General features: G+C 68.8%; 7 protein-coding genes and 1 pseudogene. 2 read left to right on the forward strand and 6 right to left on the reverse strand.

The annotated features are described in order from the left end of the window. Positions 1-182 precede the first annotated feature (182 nt). The 4 genes and pseudogenes from CKO31_RS10050 to CKO31_RS10065 form a co-directional block, all read right to left on the reverse strand. Entirely contained in the window at positions 183-9,083 is an 8,901-nt protein-coding gene (locus tag CKO31_RS10050; protein WP_200236590.1) for an Ig-like domain-containing protein, read from the reverse strand. Then, the gene (locus tag CKO31_RS10055; protein WP_200236592.1) at positions 9,080-14,989 is read right to left on the reverse strand and encodes a carboxypeptidase regulatory-like domain-containing protein; all 5,910 of its coding nucleotides are present in this window, start codon (positions 14,987-14,989) and stop codon (positions 9,080-9,082) included. Before CKO31_RS10055 ends, CKO31_RS10050 begins: the two co-directional genes overlap by 4 nt. 110 nt (positions 14,990-15,099) lie before the next feature. After that, positions 15,100-15,642 carry a hypothetical protein gene (locus CKO31_RS10060; protein WP_200236594.1) on the reverse strand — a complete coding sequence of 181 codons (543 nt, stop codon included), beginning with the start codon at positions 15,640-15,642 and terminating at the stop codon, positions 15,100-15,102. A 347-nt stretch (positions 15,643-15,989) separates the two neighbouring features. Next, positions 15,990-16,283: pseudogene (locus CKO31_RS10065) on the reverse strand (AAA family ATPase); the annotation flags it as partial. Between the two features lie 138 nt (positions 16,284-16,421). Between CKO31_RS10065 and CKO31_RS26790 the strand changes: the two are divergent. Both CKO31_RS26790 and tnpC read left to right on the forward strand, forming a co-directional pair. Beyond that, positions 16,422-17,042 carry a hypothetical protein gene (locus CKO31_RS26790; protein WP_242475277.1) on the forward strand — a complete coding sequence of 207 codons (621 nt, stop codon included), beginning with the start codon at positions 16,422-16,424 and terminating at the stop codon, positions 17,040-17,042. A 59-nt stretch (positions 17,043-17,101) separates the two neighbouring features. Beyond that, positions 17,102-18,001 carry an IS66 family transposase gene (tnpC, locus tag CKO31_RS26795; protein ID WP_242475278.1) on the forward strand — a complete coding sequence of 300 codons (900 nt, stop codon included), beginning with the start codon at positions 17,102-17,104 and terminating at the stop codon, positions 17,999-18,001. Between the two features lie 418 nt (positions 18,002-18,419). Here the strand turns inward: tnpC and CKO31_RS10075 are convergent, their stop codons facing one another. Continuing rightward, on the reverse strand, positions 18,420-18,998 hold the full coding sequence (locus CKO31_RS10075) for a Uma2 family endonuclease (protein ID WP_200236597.1): 579 nt from the start codon (positions 18,996-18,998) through the stop codon (positions 18,420-18,422). A 313-nt stretch (positions 18,999-19,311) separates the two neighbouring features. Beyond that, positions 19,312-21,909, reverse strand: coding sequence for an ATP-dependent chaperone ClpB (gene clpB / locus CKO31_RS10080; protein WP_200236599.1), 2,598 nt, complete (start codon positions 21,907-21,909; stop codon positions 19,312-19,314). Between the last annotated feature and the right edge of the window lie 148 nt (positions 21,910-22,057).

The following is a 22,057-nucleotide window of genomic DNA, read 5'->3' on the forward strand; positions in this document are numbered from 1 at the left end:
CGCACCCTGGCGGGCGACGGACGCAGCTGGCGGTAGCGCGCAGACTCTCGCCCCTATCCCCCAGGTCATAAACGCCGACCACCGACGAGCCCGGCTTCGACGCCCCCGCTCCGGATTTTGAGCACTCGGGCTGGCAGTACAGAGAGCCGGCTTTATGCGGCGCGGAGCAGCAGACGTGCGCGTCAATCGCAGACGGCTTTGATGCATCGACTGCCATCCGTGCCGTCATCACCGTAGAAGCCATCGCCGCCGATGGCTTGGAGATTGGTCTCGGGCAGGATCATGTCGGTGCTGTACTCGATCGCGATACGACCGCCGCCGCCGCCGACATTGTTGGCGCCACCGCGGTCGCCGCCGTCGGCCTCGATGGTGCCGCTGCCCGCGAGCGTGCCGGTGCGGATGTTCACCGCACCGCCGGAGCCCATGCCGGAACGGGACGCAGCGCCAAGCCCGCCGTCGGCGCGGATGGCGCCGTCGTGGATGATGTGCTGCGCGTCGATCAGCACCCGACCACCGCCGTCGCCGCCGTCGCTGTTGCCGGCGGCACCGCCGCCGCTGCCCAGCTCCAGCGGGTCGAGCGAGTCGCCGTAGACGGGGTTCGGCGTGTTGCTGGCCGAGAAGCGCCCGCCAAGGCCGCCATAGCTGCCGCCGGCGTTGGCACTGGCGCCAGGCTGGTTGCCGAGGGTGCGCCCGGCCTCGTTGAAACCACGCCCGCCCTCGTAGCCGCGCGCGGTCACGTCGATGCGGCTGTCGGCGTCGAGCGTCAGTGTGCCAACGCTCAGCTCCAGCACGGCCTCGTAGCTGCGCGTGGTCTCGGGGTGGGTCAGCAGGCCGTGCTCGGCGATGGCGAGGGTGTCGGCGACCACCAGCCGGTCGCCCACCTCCAGGTGACCGCCGCGGCGGACGCTGAGCTTGTCGAGCCGGTAGACGCCGACGTAGGTCTTGCCCGCCGCAGCGAGGTCGGCGAAGGCGACGCCGTTTGCGTTCGGCGTCGCCACGGTGACGCTGTCCTCGCCGTTGGCGATGATCGTGAAGGCTTCGTCCTGGGTTGCATCCGGATTGAGCCGCAGACCCACCAGCGCCTCGGGCAGCAGCGGGAAGGCGCCGTCGGTGGTGAGCGTGTCCGCGCTCACCGCAAAGGTGATGCCGGGGCCGATCAGCGGCAGCGGGGTGCCGGTGGGTGACGTGACGCCGCTCTCGTTGTCGTCGATGATCAGCTCGCTGATACCGCCGATGTGCAGGTAGACCGTGCCGGCGCTGCCGGGCGGATCATCGTAGAAGCCGCGCCCGCGCCAGGCGGTGACATTGAGCAGGTCGCCGAAGTCGGCGTCGGCGTCGATGTAGTCGGCGTAGAGCGCCACGCGCCCGCCGCCACCGCCGGCGTTGTCCGCTCCATCGCGACCGCCGCCGTTGGCGGAGATGCTCCCGCTGCCGGCGAGACGCTCGGTCTCGATCAGCACCGAGCCGCCGGCGCCGTCGCCGGAGGCCGAGGCCTGGCCGAGCCCGCCGTCGGCACGCACCGCGCCGTCGATGATCACTTCGTCGCTGGCGACGATGTGCACCCGCCCGCCGCCGGCGCCGCCGTCGCTGTTGCCGGAGGCGCCGCCGCCACCGCCGAGCCGAGCCGGCCAGGTCGGGTCGCCGTAGACAGCGCCCGGGGCACTCGCGCCACCGCTCGCGCCGAGCCCGCCGTGGCTGCCGCCACTGCCCGCGCCCGAGCCCGCGATATCGCCCAGCGTGCGGCCGGCCTCGCTGAAGCCCTCACCGCCGCGGTAGCCACGGCCCGTCACGTCGATGGCACTGCCCGCCTCAACGATCACGCGCGTGGCGTCGATGCGCAGGCCGGCAGTGTTGCCCTGGCCGTGGGTCAGCACCGCATTGGCGTCGAGCAGCAATGTGTCGACCACCTGTATGCCGCCGTCTGCCACGGCGCGGGCGCCATTTCGGAGAATGATGTTCTCGAAGCGCAGGTTGCCGGGGATCTCGACGCTGTCACTGGGCTGGATCCGCCCGTAGCCATCGATGATCAGATCGCCGACGCTCTGCCCTGGCCCCTTGACGATGACCGTGCCATGCCCGCCGTCATCACCGTAGAAGCCATCGCCGCCGATGGCTTGGAGATTGGTCTCGGGCAGGATCATGTCGGTGCTGTACTCGATCGCGATACGACCGCCGCCGCCGCCGACATTGTTGGCGCCACCGCGGTCGCCGCCGTCGGCCTCGATGGTGCCGCTGCCCGCGAGCGTGCCGGTGCGGATGTTCACCGCACCGCCGGAGCCCATGCCGGAACGGGACGCAGCGCCAAGCCCGCCGTCGGCGCGGATGGCGCCGTCGTGGATGATGTGCTGCGCGTCGATCAGCACCCGACCACCGCCGTCGCCGCCGTCGCTGTTGCCGGCGGCACCGCCGCCGCTGCCCAGCTCCAGCGGGTCGAGCGAGTCGCCGTAGACGGGGTTCGGCGTGTTGCTGGCCGAGAAGCGCCCGCCAAGGCCGCCATAGCTGCCGCCGGCGTTGGCACTGGCGCCAGGCTGGTTGCCGAGGGTGCGCCCGGCCTCGTTGAAACCACGCCCGCCCTCGTAGCCGCGCGCGGTCACGTCGATGCGGCTGTCGGCGTCGAGCGTCAGTGTGCCAACGCTCAGCTCCAGCACGGCCTCGTAGCTGCGCGTGGTCTCGGGGTGGGTCAGCAGGCCGTGCTCGGCGATGGCGAGGGTGTCGGCGACCACCAGCCGGTCGCCCACCTCCAGGTGACCGCCGCGGCGGACGCTGAGCTTGTCGAGCCGGTAGACGCCGACGTAGGTCTTGCCCGCCGCAGCGAGGTCGGCGAAGGCGACGCCGTTTGCGTTCGGCGTCGCCACGGTGACGCTGTCCTCGCCGTTGGCGATGATCGTGAAGGCTTCGTCCTGGGTTGCATCCGGATTGAGCCGCAGACCCACCAGCGCCTCGGGCAGCAGCGGGAAGGCGCCGTCGGTGGTGAGCGTGTCCGCGCTCACCGCAAAGGTGATGCCGGGGCCGATCAGCGGCAGCGGGGTGCCGGTGGGTGACGTGACGCCGCTCTCGTTGTCGTCGATGATCAGCTCGCTGATACCGCCGATGTGCAGGTAGACCGTGCCGGCGCTGCCGGGCGGATCATCGTAGAAGCCGCGCCCGCGCCAGGCGGTGACATTGAGCAGGTCGCCGAAGTCGGCGTCGGCGTCGATGTAGTCGGCGTAGAGCGCCACGCGCCCGCCGCCACCGCCGGCGTTGTCCGCTCCATCGCGACCGCCGCCGTTGGCGGAGATGCTCCCGCTGCCGGCGAGACGCTCGGTCTCGATCAGCACCGAGCCGCCGGCGCCGTCGCCGGAGGCCGAGGCCTGGCCGAGCCCGCCGTCGGCACGCACCGCGCCGTCGATGATCACTTCGTCGCTGGCGACGATGTGCACCCGCCCGCCGCCGGCGCCGCCGTCGCTGTTGCCGGAGGCGCCGCCGCCACCGCCGAGCCGAGCCGGCCAGGTCGGGTCGCCGTAGACAGCGCCCGGGGCACTCGCGCCACCGCTCGCGCCGAGCCCGCCGTGGCTGCCGCCACTGCCCGCGCCCGAGCCCGCGATATCGCCCAGCGTGCGGCCGGCCTCGCTGAAGCCCTCACCGCCGCGGTAGCCACGGCCCGTCACGTCGATGGCACTGCCCGCCTCAACGATCACGCGCGTGGCGTCGATGCGCAGGCCGGCGGTGTCCTGGTCCGGATGGGTCAGCTCGGCGCCGTCGCGCAGCCACAGGAGGTCTGTCACCTCGATGGCGCCGCTCGCGATGACGCGGGCGCCGTTCTGCAGGATCAGGGCATCGAAGGTGCGCCCCACCGGCAGCATCAGGTCCGTGAAGGGCGAATTGGCGCCCTGGCCGTTAATCACCAGCTCGCCGTTGGCCTCGTCTTCCTGCTGCAGGAAGACGGTGCCATCGGCGCCGTCGTCGCCGTAGAAGCCGTCGCCACCGGCCGCGGTGATGGTGGAGAGGTCGAAGGTGGACAGGTCCAGATAGCGGATCGCGACGCGCCCGCCGCCGCCGCCGACGTTATTGGTGCCGTCGCGGCTGCCACCATCGGCACGGATAGCCCCGCTACCGGACAGCGTCCGGGTCGCGAGATTGATGGCGCCGCCGGAGCCTTCACCCGAGGCGGACGGCTCGCCGAGCCCCCCGCTTGCGTCCAATGGCCCATCGGCGACGACGTTGATCGCGCTGATGAGCATCCGCCCGCCGCCGTCGCCACCGTCGCTGTTGCCGGCCGCACCGCCGCCACTGCCGAGGTCGGTGGGTAGGATCAGGTCGCCGTAGACGGGATTCGGTGTATAGCTGTCTGAATGGCGACCGCCGAGTCCGCCATAGCTGCCACCCGCGAAAGCACTGGCGCCAGCCTGGTTGCCGACGGTGCGGCCCGCCTCGCTGAACCCGCGCCCGCCGAGGTAGCCGCGGCCGACCACATCGACGCTGCTGCTCGCATCGACAGTGATCGTCCAGGCGGTCAGCTCGATGCCGACAGCATCCTCGGTGTCCGTGGCGTCGCGGTGGGTCAGCACGGCGCCGTTCACCAACTCGACGTTGGCCAGATCATGCGCACCCACCAGGGTCAGCGTCGCGCCATCGACGCGCACGCTGCTGCCGTTGAAGCTGGCAGCGCCGAGCTCCGTGTCGCTGTCGATGATCAGCACTGGCGCGCCGGTGGCGATGCTCACGTCCGCGCCGGCATCGCCGATGAAGTCACCGGCACCGTCGGTGGGCAAGGACTCGCGGTTGCCCGCCAGGTCCACGCCGACGGTGGCAAATTCGTAGCTGCCGTCGCCGCCCATGTGCGTCGCGTCGAAGGCGATGGTGGCCTGATCGCCGTTCTCGGGCTGGAAGGCGCCATCGTCGGTGCCGTCCGGCCCGGTGTAGCGGTTGAAGGTGCCATGGCCATCGCGCCGGAAGTAGAGCTCCACGTGGCTCAGGTCCGCAAGGCCGTCGTCGATGCGATAGCTCACCGTCGTCACCGCACCCGCGCCCGGGTCGCTGGCCTGCGTGGCAACGGTGACCGGCGGCGTGATGTCCGCGCCGGTGAGGATCACGTCCACCGGCACGGCGCTGCCCTCGTTCCCGCTGGCATCGCTGGCATAGGCCATGAGCCTGAGGTCCTGGCCCGGAGTTCCGGCCGGTACGGTGAATTGGAACTCGGCGGATGCCTCGGTGGGCGCCGCCGCGAATTCCTGCCGGTCCGATAGGCTCAGCGCACCCGAGGTCTCGACCCGGATGGCAGCGACGCCCACCGCGTCCTCCGCCTGCACCTGGATGACGATCTCGTCACCGAAGTTGTAGGGCGTCTGCGCGGCCGGCGCGGCGATGACAGCCGCGGGCGCCGTTGCATCGACAACGTCGAGGGTGACCGTCGCCGGCGGCGCCGCTTGGGCCGCGGTGTCCGATGCGGTGGCCTGCAGCACGATCTGGGCACCGATGGTCGCCGTCTCCGGCACCTGCAGCGTGAAGCTGCGGCTCGCGTCCGCGGACGCCGGGTCAATGGCTTCACTCTGGCTGTCCACGATCTCGCCGGAGACGTCCAGCGCCAGTGAGACGACACCACCCACCGCATCCTGTCCGCGCACCGTCACGCTGATCGCATCGCCCCGCTCCACGCCGGTGCCCTCCGCCGGGGCCAGAATCGACACCGTCGGGGCCGTGTCCGCCGTGCTGTCCACGACGACCGGCACTGCGACCGGTGCGATGTCGGGCACGGCCACATAGAGATTCGCGCTGCCGTTGCCGCGCGCGGTGGTGAGCCCAGCTGCGGAAATGGTGACGACGGCACCGTCGGCGCTGGAGAAGCTGGCGGTGCCCGTCAGTTCGCTGCTGCTGCCATCGCTGAAGCGGCCAGTGACTACCAGCTGCCGCGTCTCCCCGAGGAAATCGAAGGCGAGATCACCGGGCGCCACCGCGATGGTCTCCAGGGTCACAATGTCCACCGACACGGGGACCCGCTGCTCAATACCGTCGAAACCGACGACGATCTCGGCGCTGCCGCTGGCGACGGCGGCCACGCGTCCGCCGTCGCTGACGGTGGCAACGGCGGGCGCCGTGCTGGCCCAGCTCGCCTGCGCCGTGACATCGCGCTCGCTGCCGTCAGCGTACTCGGCCGTGACAGCCAAGTCGCGGTACTCGCCTGCCGTCGTCAGCGTGAAGCCGGTGGGCGTGACGGACATCGCACTGACCACCACCGGCAGCGGGATGGTCGCCTCCGCGGCTTCGCCCGGGTCCGGCGAGCTCGCGAGATCGAACGCGCGTACCGCTACGCGCTCACCCGGCAGGGTGTCGATCTCGCCGGAGAAATCGCCGGCCGCATCGGCTGTCAGGGTGATGATCAGCCCGGTGTCGAGGTTCTCGATCTGAATCCGGGCGTCGGGCACGCTGGTGCCGGTGACCCGGGAGCGGCCGTCGCGCGGCGGCTCAACGGCCGTGAGCACCGGCGCGGGTGGCGGATCGCCGGCTGCGGCCGCGACTACCTCGAACAGCAGGGAGGCGCTCGGCGAATCAGGGTCCGTCTCCGTGCCCGCATTGCTCGTGGCCAGCACCACCAGCCGGTGCAGGCCTGGTGCGAGCGCCGCGGTATCGACGACGAGACTATCGCCCACCTGCTCCCAGGGCTGCGGCGCGGCCGGGTCATCGAGCCAGAACACCACCGAGACAATGCCGGTGGCATGGCTCACCTGGGGCACCACCTGCAGCGGCTCGCCCTGGACGAAGCGCGTGCCGTCGGGAACGCCGGGGAAGAGCACGTCGGGCTCGATCCCGCCGGCGTCCAGCGTGAAGTCGAAGAAGGCCTCGCCGATCTGCCCGAGGCCGTCCTCGGCCTCCACCCGGATCTGGTGCGGCCCCTGCGGCAGGCTCGCGGTAGCCAGGGAGGTCGTGAACGGCGCCAGACCGACGGTTTTGAACGGGTCAACGCCGCCGTCTAGGTAGAAGCGCAGGGTCCGCACACCCGCGGACACGGACACCGGCGTCAGGTCCAGGAAGGTCCCTGCGGGGACAGGGTCGGTCGGGGCGTCCGGCAGCACCAGGGACGGCGGCGCCGCGGATGCGGCGATCACCAGGGACAGCGTCGCTTCGGTGCCGTTGCCGGCGCCGTCGATGGCCGTGACCCTGAGCTCATAGTCATGCCCGGGCGTCAGGGCCGATGAGTCGATGGCGAAGACGAAGGGCGGCTCGTCGCCGGCGGTGGGGGTGCGTTGATCGATCAGCCGCTGTGCGCCGTTGGGATCGCCCAGGTCCCGCAGCCTTGCCTCCACCCGCGCGATGCCGCTGCCCTGGTCGGCCGCGTAGGCTTCGAGCCGGACCAGCTGCCCCGGCAGCACCCGGTTGGGGTCCACCGGCGGCCGCACGGACAGCGTGAGCTCGGGCGCGGTGAAGTCATCGAGACCAGTCCCCGTGGTGGTGAACTCGCTGCTCCACTCGGTCTCGGGCGGGATGCCGTCGAGGTCCGTCACGTCGGTGGTGACGACGACCGTGTAGCTGGCATTCGGCGCCAGCCCGCCGAGGGTCTGCCAGACCGCAACGGTCCGGTCGTTGAGCACGTCCAGCCGCAGAGTGCCGGGTACCGGCGTCTGTGCATCGCTGTAGACGTTGAACGAGCCGCCGGGGCCGGTGATGATGCTCGCCAGGTCCATTTCTTTGCTGAAAAAGGCGACCACCGGCGAGTCCGTATTCACGCCCGTCATATTCGGCGTCGGCAGAAGGCTGACCGCCGGGACCCCGTTCGGATCGGCACTGGCGGGCGGAAACTCGCCGATCAGGCAGCCGATGGTGCCGACGGAGACGCGCAGCGAGATGTTTTGATCGGCGGCGCCCATACAGGAGTTGATGGGGCCGGATTTCAGTGGCCGGACCTTGAACACCTCCGTCAGCGCCTCGCCCGGCAGCAAATGGCCGAGATTGCGCAGCTCCGGGCCCACCACGGTCTCGCAGACCGGCTCCAGGGCACCGTCAGGGATGCTGCACGACACCAGCTCCGCATCCAGCCCCATGTCCAGCTGGAGGCTCGCGTACAGCGCAGGGATCACGTCCGTGTTGCGAACGCGCACCTCCAGATCGTAGAGCTCTCCAGCGACCACCTCGTCCGGATGCCGCAGCTCCACATCCAGCGTCGGCGGACCCTTGACCTCCAGGTCCGTGGTCGCGCTGCCGTTGAAGGGGATCGGCTCGTCCTCGGGGATGCCCCGTCCGATCAGCACGCCGCCGAAGTCCACCCGCACGTTGTGGGTGCCGATGGCGTCACCGCGGACGATGAGCTCGCGCTCCTCCTGTCCGGGGCTCTCGCTGTCGCCCGGGGGGATGTCGCCATAGGCGACGAGTCCGCCGTCCGGCACCATGACGGTCAATGCCCCCTCGGGGAGCTGGATCTCGGCGGTGACATCGCTCAGCGTGAAGATGCCCGAGGTGTTCATGAGCAGCAGCCGGACGGAGAACAGCTCCTTCAGACTCTTCAGGCGGCCGTCGATGACGATGACGCCGGGCAGCCGGATCACCCCCTGGCCGGGTACCTCGACGGGCCGCTCGAAGACCAGCACCTCGGCGTCGCGGATCCGCGGCGTGCCCCCGCTGCCGCCGCGACCGCTCTCTATCTTCAGTGTCTCGAAGCCGATTTCCGGCTCGGTCTTCGGCAGCACGATCGGAACCTGGATTGGAACCGACTCCTGGGCGATGGTGAGCACGACACTGAAGACCGAGACGTTGTAGTTCTCCGGGTCGTCCAAGTCCAGGTCGCCTCGTGCGACCAGCTCTTCCACCTGCTCTACGGACAGCCGCTCGGAGACGACGCGGGAGACCACCACCGACTCCAGCGAGACCTGGGTGATGTCGATGCTCTGGGCCGCGCTGGCGCCGCTGGCATCGGTGGCGGTGACGGTGAGCTCGTTGACCGAATTGCGCAACAGCGGCAGGTTCAGGTCGAAGCTGCCGCCTGCGTCCGGCAGGCTCTGGCTGGCTCGTCCGCCGGGCCCCGTGACCTCCACCAGCACGTCCGCGCTGCCGGGCGCAGCGCCGAGCAGCAGCAGCGCCAGCAGCCCCCAGCAGCGCAACAGGGTGCGGCTCATGGCACCACCTCCAAATAGACGTCGCCCGGCGGCACCCTTGTGAGCTGCCAAACCCCGTTGCGGTCGGTGAGTGCGGAGATGCCGTAGTCGCGCGCGAAGACGCTGGCACCCGGAATCGGCAACCCCGTCGCCTCATCCAGTACGCGCCCGGTGAGCGCGCCCGTGGTGGGGTTGTCGGTCTTGAACACCTTGACCTCATCGGAGCGGCCGATCACCGGGTTACCCTCCCCGTCCAGCGACTCGACGACCACCCGCAGCCGGGTCACGCCCTCGCCGATGCTCACGGTCGTTTCGAACTCGCCGTCCAGGACGGTCAGCGGGGACTCGACGTCGTTGCGCTCCAGCACGGCGGAGAGCAGCGTGCCGCCGATGACGAAGCCCCGAAGGGTCACCTGATCCAGATCCGTCTCGAGTCCATCGGCCGGGCCGACGATGGCGACGACGGGCGCCGTGCCCTCGGCCGGCGCCTCGGTCTCCGGCGTCTGCACCGGCGTGTCGACGATGGTCGTGTCGCCCGGAGTGATGATCTGCACCGGCACCACCGGGACCTCGGGCGGCGGCGGCCGGTCGTCCGGCGGCGGCGGCGGCTGGATCGGGACAAATTCCATACGCTCGGCAAAGGTGTGCCCGACCGCGTCCAGCAGCAGCTGAAACTGGCCGACCTGGCCGTCGCGGGTGCGCACCAGCAGCGCGATCTCGTCCGGCAGGTCCGGCCCGCGCAGCCCGCGCAGCTTGAAGATGCCGTGCTCGTTGGTGCGCGCCTCGACGTCCTCGAGGCGCTCCGGGATGCTGACGCGGGCGCCCACCAGGGGCGAGCCGTCCGGCAGCAGCAGCCGCCCGCTGAAGCCAAAGGCGAAATGATTCATGCCCCGGTTGTCGAGCCACATCAGGGCCTTCTGATGCCCGGCGACGCGCAGCTCGGCCGGGCCCGGCAGGTCTTCCGCCAGCGTGTAGAGGTCGCGGATCCAGGGCTCGTCGTTCAGGTCCTGGTAGAAGCCGTCGCCGCGCTTGTCGGCCGGGATCACGACGATCTCGCCGCGGCTGCCGTCGCCGACGTACAGGTTGCCGGCGCTGTCGGCGTCGATCCCGGTGATGCGCGTGAACGGGCTCGCGTCCTGCGGGAACAGCAGCGACCTGTCGTTTCGGTTCACATAACGGAACAGATTGTCGCCCTGAGTCACCAGCAGCTCCCGGTCAGCGTCGTTGACGGCCATGCTGGTGTCGGCCAGCACCGGCACGTCGCCGGGGGCCGTGATGGGCTGGCTGACGTAATGGCCCGGGTCCGGCGGAAAGCCGCCGTCGGCCGGAATCTCAAGCTCGCGGATGCCGTTGGACGCCTGGTCCGCGATGAAGAGCATTTCACCGCCGAACATACGGCCGGCGGTCATGGACTGGACCGCGGCGGGCTTGGAGTACATCAACAGCCGGCTGAAGTACTGCACGCTGCCGAACAGGGCGCGACCCAGCTGCTGGTTCCAGCGCCAGATGCGTCCGCCGAAACGCTGGTCGCTGGCCGCGTTGTCCATGTAGATGTTGCCGAGGGCATCGACGGCGATGCCCGCCTGGTACGGCGCCTTGAAGCCGCTGTTCAACAGCAGCTCCGGCGCACCCCCGGCGAAGGAGAACACACTGTCCAGCTCCGGCACGCTCATCAGGATGTCGCCGTCATAGCGTCCGAGCTGCGGCGTTGCAGCGAGCTGCACCGGCAGCTTCACACCCTCGGTGGCGCGCGGCAGATAGATGCGCCCCGCAATGCTGGGATCACTGTCCTGCAGTCGCACCTGCTTGAGCAGATTGATGCCCCGCTGGGACATCGCCTTGGCGAAGTTGTATTGATTCATGCCCGGCGGCGACAGTACGCCCAGCACCTGCCCGATCCAGAACCCGCTCTCGCTCCATGTCTGCGTGATCACCGGTCCCTTGCCGATGATGCGGCGGGTCGTTACGAAGTAGCTGAGCTGGCCTTCAGGTGGGTCGGTGTCGACGAAGGCGTAGAGCGTCTTGCCGTCGCCGATTCGGGAACTGGGGTAGAGTTCGCCGCCGGCGCCCGGGAAACCGACAAAGATGCGCTCCACCAGGCCGCCGGGTCGCTCCCGGTAGATCTTGTAGGCGAAGTGTTGCGGTGCGCTCCCGGGCTGGCCGTCGAAGCCGCCGCTTTGCAGGTACCTCTCTTCGGTGGGCGAGATCTCGAAGGTCACCAGCACCGCCGCGCGCTGATTGGTCCCGTAGGAGACGATGGGGTCGGCATTGACCGCCCCCGGCGGCGCCGGGCGCACCGACGAGACCACCTGCGCAATCACCTTGTCCAGCGCCGCGTACATGATGTCACGGCTGATGGTCGCGGCCTGCCCCTGGATGACGCCGGCGGTGCCGTTCGCCAACAGCTTGGTTCCGAACCGCTTGAACTGCAGGAAGCGGCCCTGTTTGGTCGCCTGGTCCATCATCCGCGGCAACGCATCTTCCAGCCCCTTCATGGCCGTGATCCGAGCGCGCGGATAGCCGATGTTGGCGGTGCGATTGAACGCCTTAAGATCATTGGCCGCGGCAAGCTTCGCGTCGAATTTGCTGATCGGCGCAGCGCCCTGGAGCCAGCCCCACAGCTGGCCCTTGACAGCGCCCGTAGCGATGCTCTTGGGCACGGCGCGGTTGAAGACGCAGGCGACCTCTTCCCAGGTAGCATCCGCGTTGGAGAGCTTCGGCTTGAAGGCATCGTCGCAGGCATCGCCAGCCGTGATGGCGATGGTCGTCTCGGCGGTGTCGTGGCCGGCGGCGGATACGATCAGCTTGACCTCGTATGCGCCGGACTTGTCGGGCTTCAGGTAAGCGATCTTCTCGTCGATGCGGGTGAACGCCGGCGAGCTGCCGAGCGGCTTCTGGGTCAGCGACCACTGGTAGCGAACCTCTTCCAACACACCAAGATTCAAATAGTCGAGGGCCGCGAGCTGCAGCTTCTCGTTGACATGTACCTCATACTCCGCGCGCTCGGCCCGGGCCACCAGCGGCTGTGCGGCCACCGCCTTCGGCACCAGGAAGTCCAGCAGGCTCCCCGCCACGGACGGCCCGGCGGGACCCGGCGCCTGGACCGCGCCGGCGAGCTCCGGATAGTCGAGGATGATGGCGTCGTGCAGGGCCTCGGGGTCGAGGGTGCGGGCCGCATGGCGCAGCAGCGTCAGCTCCATCAGCGTCGCCTGCAGCGCATTCAGCGGCAGATCCGCGACGATGGTGGGCGGCGCGGCCAGCAGCGTGCGCTCAGGGTTGAACAGCAGGAACAGCAATGCGTTGCGGCGGTCACCCGGGTCGGACCAGGCCGCGTCGACGACGGTTTGGATGGCGGCCAGCCAGTCCAACAGCGTCGGCGGCTCGCCGGGGCCCCAATCCCAGAGGCCAGTGTAGGTCTCCAGCACCTCGGCCAGGGTACGCCGCTCGGTGAGCAGCATGCGCTCGGCGATGGTGGACACCGTATCCTCATTGAAGCTCCAGAAGGGGACATCCTCCCCCACGTCCGGATTCTGCTGATTGCCATCGGCATCGAGGATGCCGATATCGCGGCCGCCGACCAGCATCAGCGCATCCCGCGTGATGTCTTCGGCCTCAGCGAACGACATGCGCCGGGTGGCGTCGCCGATGCCCCGCGCCACCAGGCTCAGCACCGAGGCTGAGGGCGTCGCGTCTGCCGACAGTACCCGCGGCTCGACTGCGATCTCGCCCAGCTCGATCTCTTCGCCGGCGACGGCGTCCACCCGCGTGCGCACAAGCGCATGGTCCGGGGCATTGACCAGCAGTTGCCGCTCGCCCGCCGGCACGCCGGGGAGGCTGAAGCTGCCGTCCGCGCCACTGGTAGCGCGCAGGGCGGTGCCTTCCACCGAGATCAGGGCGTCCGCAATCGGCTCACCGGTCTCGCTGTCCCGCAGCACCCCGGTCAGCGTCGCGGTGCCCGGCAGCACGGTGAAGGCCAGCACCGACACCGCGATCTCGTCGCCGGTGGCCGCGCGCAGCTGCCGCTGCCCGGGATCGGCATCCGGAGCGACGGTGATGATCGCCTCCAACCGGCTCGGCCCGAGCACGGTGACGGCGTCGACGCTGATGCCGTCGCCCAGATCCAGGGACGTCGACCCAGCGGCGAACAGCGTCTGCCAGCGGCCGGCGTCGGCGCCGGTCAGGGTCAGGCTCAGGGTGTCGCCTTGGGCCGCCTGGGTCGGCGCGAGCCCGGTGATCAACCCGAAGGGCGCCGGCGGTGCCCGGGCCTGACCGCTGCCGTTGACCGCGCCGGTGACGCGCGCGCGGGTCGAGAAGGTCGGCGTATCGACCGGATCGACGACCAAGGTCAGAGCGTCACCCACGGCCTGGGGCACGTCCTCAACCGTGACCCGAAGGCTGGCCTCGACGCGCTCGGTGCCGTCGTCGGCGGCGAGCACCAGATCATAGGTGCCGGCCTGATCGAAGTCCGGCGCGAACTGGATCAGCTGCTGTGCCGGCAACAGGACGGCGTTGCCGGGCAGACCCGTGACCGAGAGCTCGGGCAGATCGCCGTCCGGGTCGCGGACGTTGAAGGGGATGGCGATCTCCTGGCCCTCGTCGACGCGATGATCCGGCTCGACCTCCAGCGCGGGCGGGGCATTGACGGGCTCGACCTGGATCTCCACCACCCGCCTGTCGGTCAGGCCCCAACGGTCCCGCGCGCTGAGCTCGACCAGGTAGGTGCCCGCCTGGGCGTCCCCGGGCGTGAACCGGTAGCTGCCCTGCGGCGTCACCGTGGGCGTAGACGTGAAGCTCGCATTCGGCAGCAGCGGCGTCGCACTGAGGCTCACCACATCCCCGTTCGGGTCGGTGGCGCTCGCATCGATGCTGAGCGTCTCGCCCTCGCTGACAACCAAGGTGGTCGCTGACACCTGGAGCTGAGGCGGACTGGGCTGCGGGGCATCATTGACCCTAATGACGACGGTGTCGGGTGTACTGGGCTGATCCTGGTCGTCATAGACGGTCAGGCTCAGGCTCCAGACGCCGGGACCGAGCTCGATCTGCGGCTGCACCACGTCATCGGGGTCGGCATCGCCGCCCCACTCCCAGCGCGTGATGTTGCCGTCAGGGTCGCTGGAGCCGCTGCCGTCCAGCGCCACCGTGACTCTGGTCTCACCCAGCGCCGGGGTCAGCGTCTGATCGGGTCCGGCATCGGCGGTGGGCGCCTGATTTGGTGCCGGATCAATGCGGACCGTCACTGCATCCGCCGGGCTCGGCTGGTCTTGGTCGTCGTACACCACCAAGCTGAAGCTGTAGGTGCCAACGCCAAGATCTAGCGTCGGCTGCTCAACGTCAGCGGGATCAGGCACACCGGTCCACTCGTGGCGGGCGATGGCGCCGTCGAGATCGCCGGAGCGGGTACCGTCCAGAGTGACCTGAATGGTCGACGCCCCGGCCGCCAGGGTCAGTGATTGATCCGGGCCGGCGTCGGCCACCGGTGGCTGGTTGACCACCTCCGGCACGTCGCGCTCCAGCCGCAGCGTGGCGAGCAGTTGTCCGCGCCCGCCGCGGAAGCCGAGCCGATGGCTGTAAGTGTCACCCGGCGCAAATCGCGCGTCGGCCGCTGTGCTCAGGTCTGCGTAGGGCTCGCCGGCCGCGGTGCTGCCGTCGCCGGTGACCAGGGTTTTGTTAGCGCTCTCCACCACCAGCCGCAGCGGACCGGTGAGGGCCTCGGCGCCCTGGTGGGTAACCGTGACGTCGAGCCAATACGTGCGGGTGCGGCGGTCGTAGAGCGGCCGGGGATGGGTAACCTCGATGCCGGGGTCGGTAACGGGCTCGTAGGCGGCGAGGAGCGGTGCGGGCAGCGCGGCGAGTAACAGCAGGCCCACCGGCAGCAGCCAGGCGCGCAGGAGGTCACAGCCGGCGCAGGGCCACCAGGGACGGTTCATCGATTGTAGCCTCCTTGAGACGCCCGCGCCGCGGGCTGTCCGGCTCACCGCGACCAGGGCCGCCGCTGGCGAGCGCAGCGAACTGGTGACCAGGTTGGAATAGGCGCGCTTTAAATGCGTCGGAAGCGCCGTTGCCCGAGAATCGAGCTGAAGCGCCACCCGATCCCGGGCGACCCCGGCATCGAGCCGCCGCGCAGCGAGCGGCCTATGAGCGGCACCAGCCCAAGCAGCACCAACGCCGCCGGTGACGGCAGCGGCGCCTCTGCCACGCTGATATTGCCGACCTGGAGCCAATCCGCCCTCGTGCCGTCGCCGTCCTGCAGGAAAAACTCGAGCAGGACATCGGTGCCTGCGAATGCGCTGATGTCCGTGCTCGCAGTGCCGGCGCTTGTCGCGGCTGAGGTGTCCAGCGCGGCCGGAAAGAGGTCGATCAAGTCGGAGAAATCCGCCAGCCAGAGCGTCGCCTGCACGAAATCGGGATTGGCCGGGTCGCCCGCCGTCAGCGACCAGACGTAGTCGAAGCTCAGGCTCACCGCGGACGCGGCCAGCGTAAGGCCCTGATAGAGCACGATGTCGGAGTAATTGTCGTCATCGCTCAAGCGGGCGAAACCGCCGCCTTCGAGCGTGAAGCGCGGATCGGCCCCGGGGTCCACGGCCTGAAACGGGTCCAGGGGGCTGGGAGCGATGTCGCCTGACCAGCCGTCGAAGCTCGCGAAGGAGCCGTTGAGGAGCGGCCCGGCGCCTATCGGCCCGGCAAAACCGAGCAGAACCGTCAGGATATATGGCAGGTACCGCCGTTGGTGTTTTGTGCGTCGCATACCTCATCCTCTGTGCTGCAGAGGCATTTTGTGTTGTCACGAGTATTCTCTGTAAACGATCCCCTGGTCAATCAGCCAAACACCTACAAAAGCCATGTGCACGCATGTGCATGCCTCGAAAAAACGCCGGTCATCCCTCACAGCAACCCCGTCATCGGCGACAACGCCGCGCAGGGCCATAGCCGAATCTGGATGCGGGCGATGGCGCAGATCTGATCTTCGTCCAGGGGGTGGAAGACGACGATCTCGTCCAGGCGGTTGATGAGCTCGGGCCGGAAGGCCTGGCGCACGATCTCCATGACCGCGCCCTTCATCTCCGCGTAGTTGACCTCACCGGCCTTCTGCTGAATGACGTCGGAGCCGAGGTTACTGGTCACGACGATGACCGTGTTGCGAAAGTCCACGGTGCGCCCCTGCCCGTCCGTGAGGCGGCCGTCGTCGAGTACCTGCAGCAGGATGTTGAACACGTCCGAATGGTAACCGTTTAGCCCCTCCCCCCAGCAGTGATGCCTGAGGGCCTGGCTCTCCACATCAGGGGGTTGTAGGAAGAAGCTCGTGCAGTATGGCAAGATTGTGCGCAGAGCGCGCCGCGACGGCGCCTCTGCGGTACGACCATGCATCTCAGCGACCACGATCTGCGCCAGCTGGACGACGCCTACCTGGCGGGTCTCACCCCCGAGCAGGCGCGAGCGCTGCTGTCGAAGGTGCTGGCGGATCTAAAGGCCGCGCGGGAGCGCTTGGCACAGGACCCCTCCAATAGCTCGCGACCGCCAAGCTCGCGCGCGCCCTGGGAAGGCGTCGACGGCGAGCCTGAGGCTGACGTCGGTGATGGCGATGTCGGCGTTGCTGGACCGACCTCGGGCGACGCCGCGGGTGAAGCCGCCGAGCAAGCGGCCGGCGCGAACAAGCCGCATCGGCGGCGCAAAGCGGGCGCAGGCGCCAAGCCCGGGCGGCGCAAAGGCGCGCCGGGGCACAGTCGCACGCAGAGCCTGCCGATCAATGCCGAGCAAGTGCATGCGCCCGCGGGCTGCGCGGCTTGCGACCGCGCTCTCGATGACGGTGGCGACGCGCACGCCTACACTGCCCACTACACCTTGGAGCTCATCGCCCCCGAGGGCGGGTGCGGTGGTTTGGCGCTGCACCAGACCAAGCACGTCTACCTGGAGCGGCGCTGCGGCTGCGGGCACGCGACACGCGCGCAGCCGGCGCGGATGAGGCGTGGACAGTGGCGTTGAGCGAATGGCACCTCGCCGGGCCGAGCTCGGTCGCGTTCATCTGTGCGCTGAGCCAACGCATGCGTCTCTCGCGCGCGCGGGTGCAGGAATTCCTCGCCGATTGGCTCGGGCTGTCCTTATCCACGGCCACCATCAACCAGTGCGTGCATGAGGCTGCACGCGCCCTCGAGCCCGTGGTCGAGCAGGAGATCTTGGAGAGCGTGCGCAATGTCGAGCTGCTCCCTGCGCCCACAAGGGCCGATGAGACCGCCTGGAAGGAGCACGGACGGGTGCTGTGGCTGTGGGTGTTCACCTGTGCCACCGCCACGCTGTTCATCGTCGGGCGGCGCACCCGCGCGATGGTGCAGCACGTGCTCGGCGAGCACTTTCGCAACTGGCTGATGAGCGACGGCTATGGCGCCTATCGCGACCAAGACCAACGTCTGCGCTGCTTCGCGCATCTGCTGCGCAAGGCCCATGGGCTCGAAGAGAGCCTCGACGCCCAAGCCCAGCAGTTCGGGCGCCACGTGCTCGACGTGCTGGAGACGGTGATCGCTGCCGTCTACGACGCCCGCGGCGACCCGGCACAGGCCGAGGGGCTGCGCGCGCGACATGCCCCCCTGCTCAACGCGCTGCTCGAGGCGTGCCGGGCGCTCGCCACCGATGGTGTGCACCAGAAAACCCGCGCGCTCGCCCGCGAGCTGCTCAACGACTGGGGTACGTTCTGGGTCGTGCTCGACTATCCCGAGCTGCCGCTGACGAACAATGTAGCGGAAAGAGCGCTGCGCCATTGGGTCATCGCGCGGCGCATCGGCATGGGCACCCGAACCCCGCAGGGCACCCGCGCCTTCGCGTTGTTGGCAAGCCGCATCGAGACCTGCCGTAAGCGTGGCGCCTCGCCGTGGAGCTACATCGCCGAGGTCGTACGCCAACGCCGCCGCGGCTTGCCCGCACCGCCCCTGCCGATGCCCGCCGGCTAAACTCGCACCAGCTTGAGCTCGAAATGGTGGTAGGGGCCTAAACGGTTACGCCCTGGCGGTGCTGGGGCGCAATCTGCATCGCCTCGGCCCCATTTTGCTGGAGCGCGACGCCGAAGCAGAAGCGCGACGACGACAACGCGCGGCCTGACGAGCGTTTTAGTGAGGGCGCATGCGTTGCCTAGGGATTGGTCTGTCCGGCGGAGGCAATTCATGAGAGTCCTTCTCATTTCCGAGGCGAACGCAGCGCTAATCGATCACTCGGACGAAATTTTCGCGTCGATCAACAGCACGCATACGGCGCTTCTGAATAAAAAACCGACTTTTCGGTCTGGCACTATTTAAGGTGATTCCCCCAAGCGGGTTGATCCGCGCGCGCAGCGGCAACGTTGACAGCGGCGGCTGTCGGCCTGCGGGAGCCTTACGTCGCCGACGGCCAGACGTCTAGGTAGACCTCGCGCAAGGCCAACGTCAGACCCAAGTCGGGCAATTGGAGCTGATCGTCGATGGACTCGTACAGCGTCGGCTGCCATTGCCCGTCGGTCATCGCGTAATGCAGAAGGCCGACCTCGGTTGAGTCCACCAGGACGTAGTGGCTCAAGCTAGCGATGGTTTGGTATTGCAGGAACTTGGTGCCCCGATCCCGCTGTTCGGTGCTCGGCGAGGTCACCTCGATAATCAGGACCGGGTTGACCAGGGTGCGCAGCCCGTTGATGGTGGTGTACTCGGGCGCGCAGGCGACACTGACGTCGGGATAGAGATAAGGGCTGCCGGCGTTGACCTTGACTCGTTGGTCACTGGTCATTGGGCGGCAGCCGCTGCCGCGCAGCGCCGAACGCAGCTCGCCGATCAGGTTGGCGCCGATGGCGTTGTGCTCCGGCTGCGCCCCGCCCATTGCGCGGACCTCGCCGTTGAGATATTCCAGGCGTTCCGTGGCATTGCCCTCGCGTGCGAAGTACTCCGCCAGCGTCACGAAGGGATGCTTGAGGCAGGTGGCCATGCTCGTCCACTCGATCTTGGGTTGGTCACGACGACATTTGATGCGCCGCCCGCGCGTGGGTCAAGCCGAACAAACCTGGCTATTCGGCCGGTCGCGAAGGGGCCAACCGAGCCGGCAGGCGGTCTGAAAGGTCGATTACCGCACCGCTAGGCCTCCGGCAGCGAGTCCTCGGCAAGCACCTGCTCCAAGGAGTCGCGGTCGTAATCGATGGCTTCGCTCATGGTTCCGGCTCGGCAACACGCACTCTGTTGGGCAGTTAGACTCGTAAACGCGCACCCTGCGTTGCGCGCAGGATGCGGGTCGTGCCGCCATCCTAGTCCACCAACTCCCCCTCCACCACGGAGCCGAACACCAGCTTGCCGTCCTGCGCGTCCACGGTGACGGTGTCGCCGGGGCGGAACTGCCCGGCCAGGATCTCCTGCGCCAGCGGGTTCTCCAGCTGGGCGCGGATGGCGCGCTTGAGCGGGCGGGCGCCGTAGACCGGGTCGAAGCCGGCCTCGCCGAGCAGGTCCAGCGCGGCGTCGCTCACGTCCAGCTGCATGTCGCGGTCGGCGAGCCGGCCCTTGAGATAGCCGATCTGGATGCGGGCGATGGCGCGGATCTGATCTTCGTCCAGGGGGTGGAAGACCACGATCTCGTCCAGGCGGTTGATGAACTCGGGCCGGAAGGCCTGGCGGACGATCTCCATCACCGCGTCCTTCATGTCCGCGTAGTTGGCCTCGCCCGCCTTCTGCTGAATGACGTCGGAGCCGAGGTTACTGGTCATGACGATGACCGTGTTGCGGAAGTCCACGGTGCGCCCCTGTCCGTCCGTGAGCCGGCCGTCGTCGAGCACCTGCAGCAGGATGTTGAACACGTCCGGGTGGGCCTTCTCCACCTCGTCCATCAGGATGACGCTGTAAGGCCGGCGGCGGACGGCTTCGGTGAGGTAGCCGCCCTCCTCGTAGCCCACGTAGCCGGGTGGTGCGCCGATGAGCCGGGCCACGGAGTGCTTCTCCATGAACTCGGACATGTCCACGCGCACCATGGCCTCTTCGGTGTCGAACATAAATTCCGCAAGCGCCTTGCAGAGCTCCGTCTTGCCGACGCCGGTGGGGCCAAGGAATAGGAAGGAGCCGATGGGCCGGTGCGGGTCCGAGAGCCCGGCACGGGAGCGGCGAATGGCGTCGGAAACCGCGCGCACGGCCTCGTGCTGGCCCACCACCCGCTGCTCGATGTCGTCCTCCATGCGCAGCAGCTTCTCGCGCTCGCCCTCCAGCATCTTGGACACCGGGATGCCGGTCCACTTGGAGACAATGGAGGCGACCTCCTCATCCGTGACCTTGTTGCGCAGCAGCTGGGTCTCGTTCTGCGCGGCCTCATCCGCCGCGGCGAGCTGCTTCTCCAGCTCCGGGATGCGCCCGTACTGGAGCTCCGACATGCGGGTCAGGTCGCCGGCTCGGCGGGCGGTCTCCATCTCCACGCGGGCGCGGTCCAGCTCTTCCTTGATGTGCGCGGTGCCCTGCACGGCCGCCTTCTCGGATTTCCAGATCTCGTCCAGGTCGGAGAACTCGCGCTCCAAATCGGCGATCTGCCCCTCCAGGTCGGATAGGCGCTTCTTCGACGCCTCGTCGGATTCCTTCTTCAGCGCCTCGCGCTCGATCTTAAGCTGAATCAGCCGGCGGTCGAGCTTGTCCATCTCCTCCGGCATGGAGTCGATCTCCATGCGGATCTGCGAGGCCGCCTCGTCGATGAGGTCGATGGCCTTGTCCGGCAGCTGGCGGTCGGTGATATACCTGTGACTGAGGCTCGCGGCGGCGACGATGGCGGGGTCGGTGATCTCCACGGCGTGGTGGACCTCGTAGCGCTCCTTCAGCCCGCGCAGGATGGCGACGGTGTCTTCGACATTGGGCTCGTCCACCAGCACCTTCTGGAAGCGCCGCTCCAGGGCCGCGTCCTTCTCCACGTACTTGCGGTATTCGTCCAGGGTGGTGGCGCCGATGCAGTGCAGCTCGCCGCGGGCGAGCGCTGGCTTGAGCATGTTGCCGGCGTCCATGGCGCCCTCGGCCTTGCCGGCACCCACCATGGTGTGCAGCTCGTCGATGAACAGCACGACATTGCCCTCCTGCTTGGCAATGTCGTTCAGCACGGCCTTCAGGCGCTCCTCGAACTCGCCGCGAAACTTGGCCCCGGCGATGAGCCCAGCCATGTCCAGCGCCAGCAGGCGCTTGGACTTGAGCCCCTCCGGCACCTCGCCGTTGACGATGCGCTGGGCCAGACCTTCCACGATGGCGGTCTTGCCGACGCCCGGCTCGCCGATGAGCACCGGGTTGTTCTTGGTGCGCCGGGCGAGCACCTGAATCGTCCGGCGAATCTCGTCGTCGCGGCCGATGACCGGGTCGAGCTTGCCCTGCTCGGCGCGCTCGGTCATGTCGATGGTGTACTTCTCAAGGGCCTGGCGCTGCTCCTCGGCATTGGGGTCGTTGACGGCCTCGCCGCCGCGCATGTTCTCGATGGCCTTCTCCACGGCGCCCTTGCTGGCGCCGGCGTCGCGGAGCATGTTGCCGAGTTCGCCCTTGTCCTCCAGCGCCGCCAACACGAACAGCTCGGAGCTGATGTAGGCGTCGCTGCGGGCCTGGGCGAGCTTGTCCGTCAGGTTCAGGAGCTTGCCGAGCGCATTGGAGACGCTCACGTCCCCGCCGGTGCCCGAGACCTTCGGCAGGCGCTCCAGGGCGTCGCCCAGGGCCGAGCGCAGCCGGTTGACGTTCACGTCCGCCTGGGCCAGCAGGTGGCGCACCGTGCCACCGTCCTGGTCCAGCAGGGCCACCATCAGGTGCACCGGCTCGATGAATTGGTTGTCGCGGCCCAGCGCGAGCGATTGCGCATCGGCCAGGGCCATTTGGAACTTGCTGGTGAGCTTGTCCATTCGCATGGGGATGACCTCCGGAGGCTGATCTCCGACATTTATTAGGGTTATAGCGCAATTGCGGCGGCGTTGCCGCGAATTCAAGCACTCTCAGCGCGAGAGTGCCAATGCCGTGGGCGGCGGCGAGGGTTGGATGGCCGCACGCGGCCGGCGC

Source organism: Thiohalocapsa halophila (assembly GCF_016583825.1).
GTDB classification, from domain to species: domain Bacteria; phylum Pseudomonadota; class Gammaproteobacteria; order Chromatiales; family Chromatiaceae; genus Thiohalocapsa; species Thiohalocapsa halophila.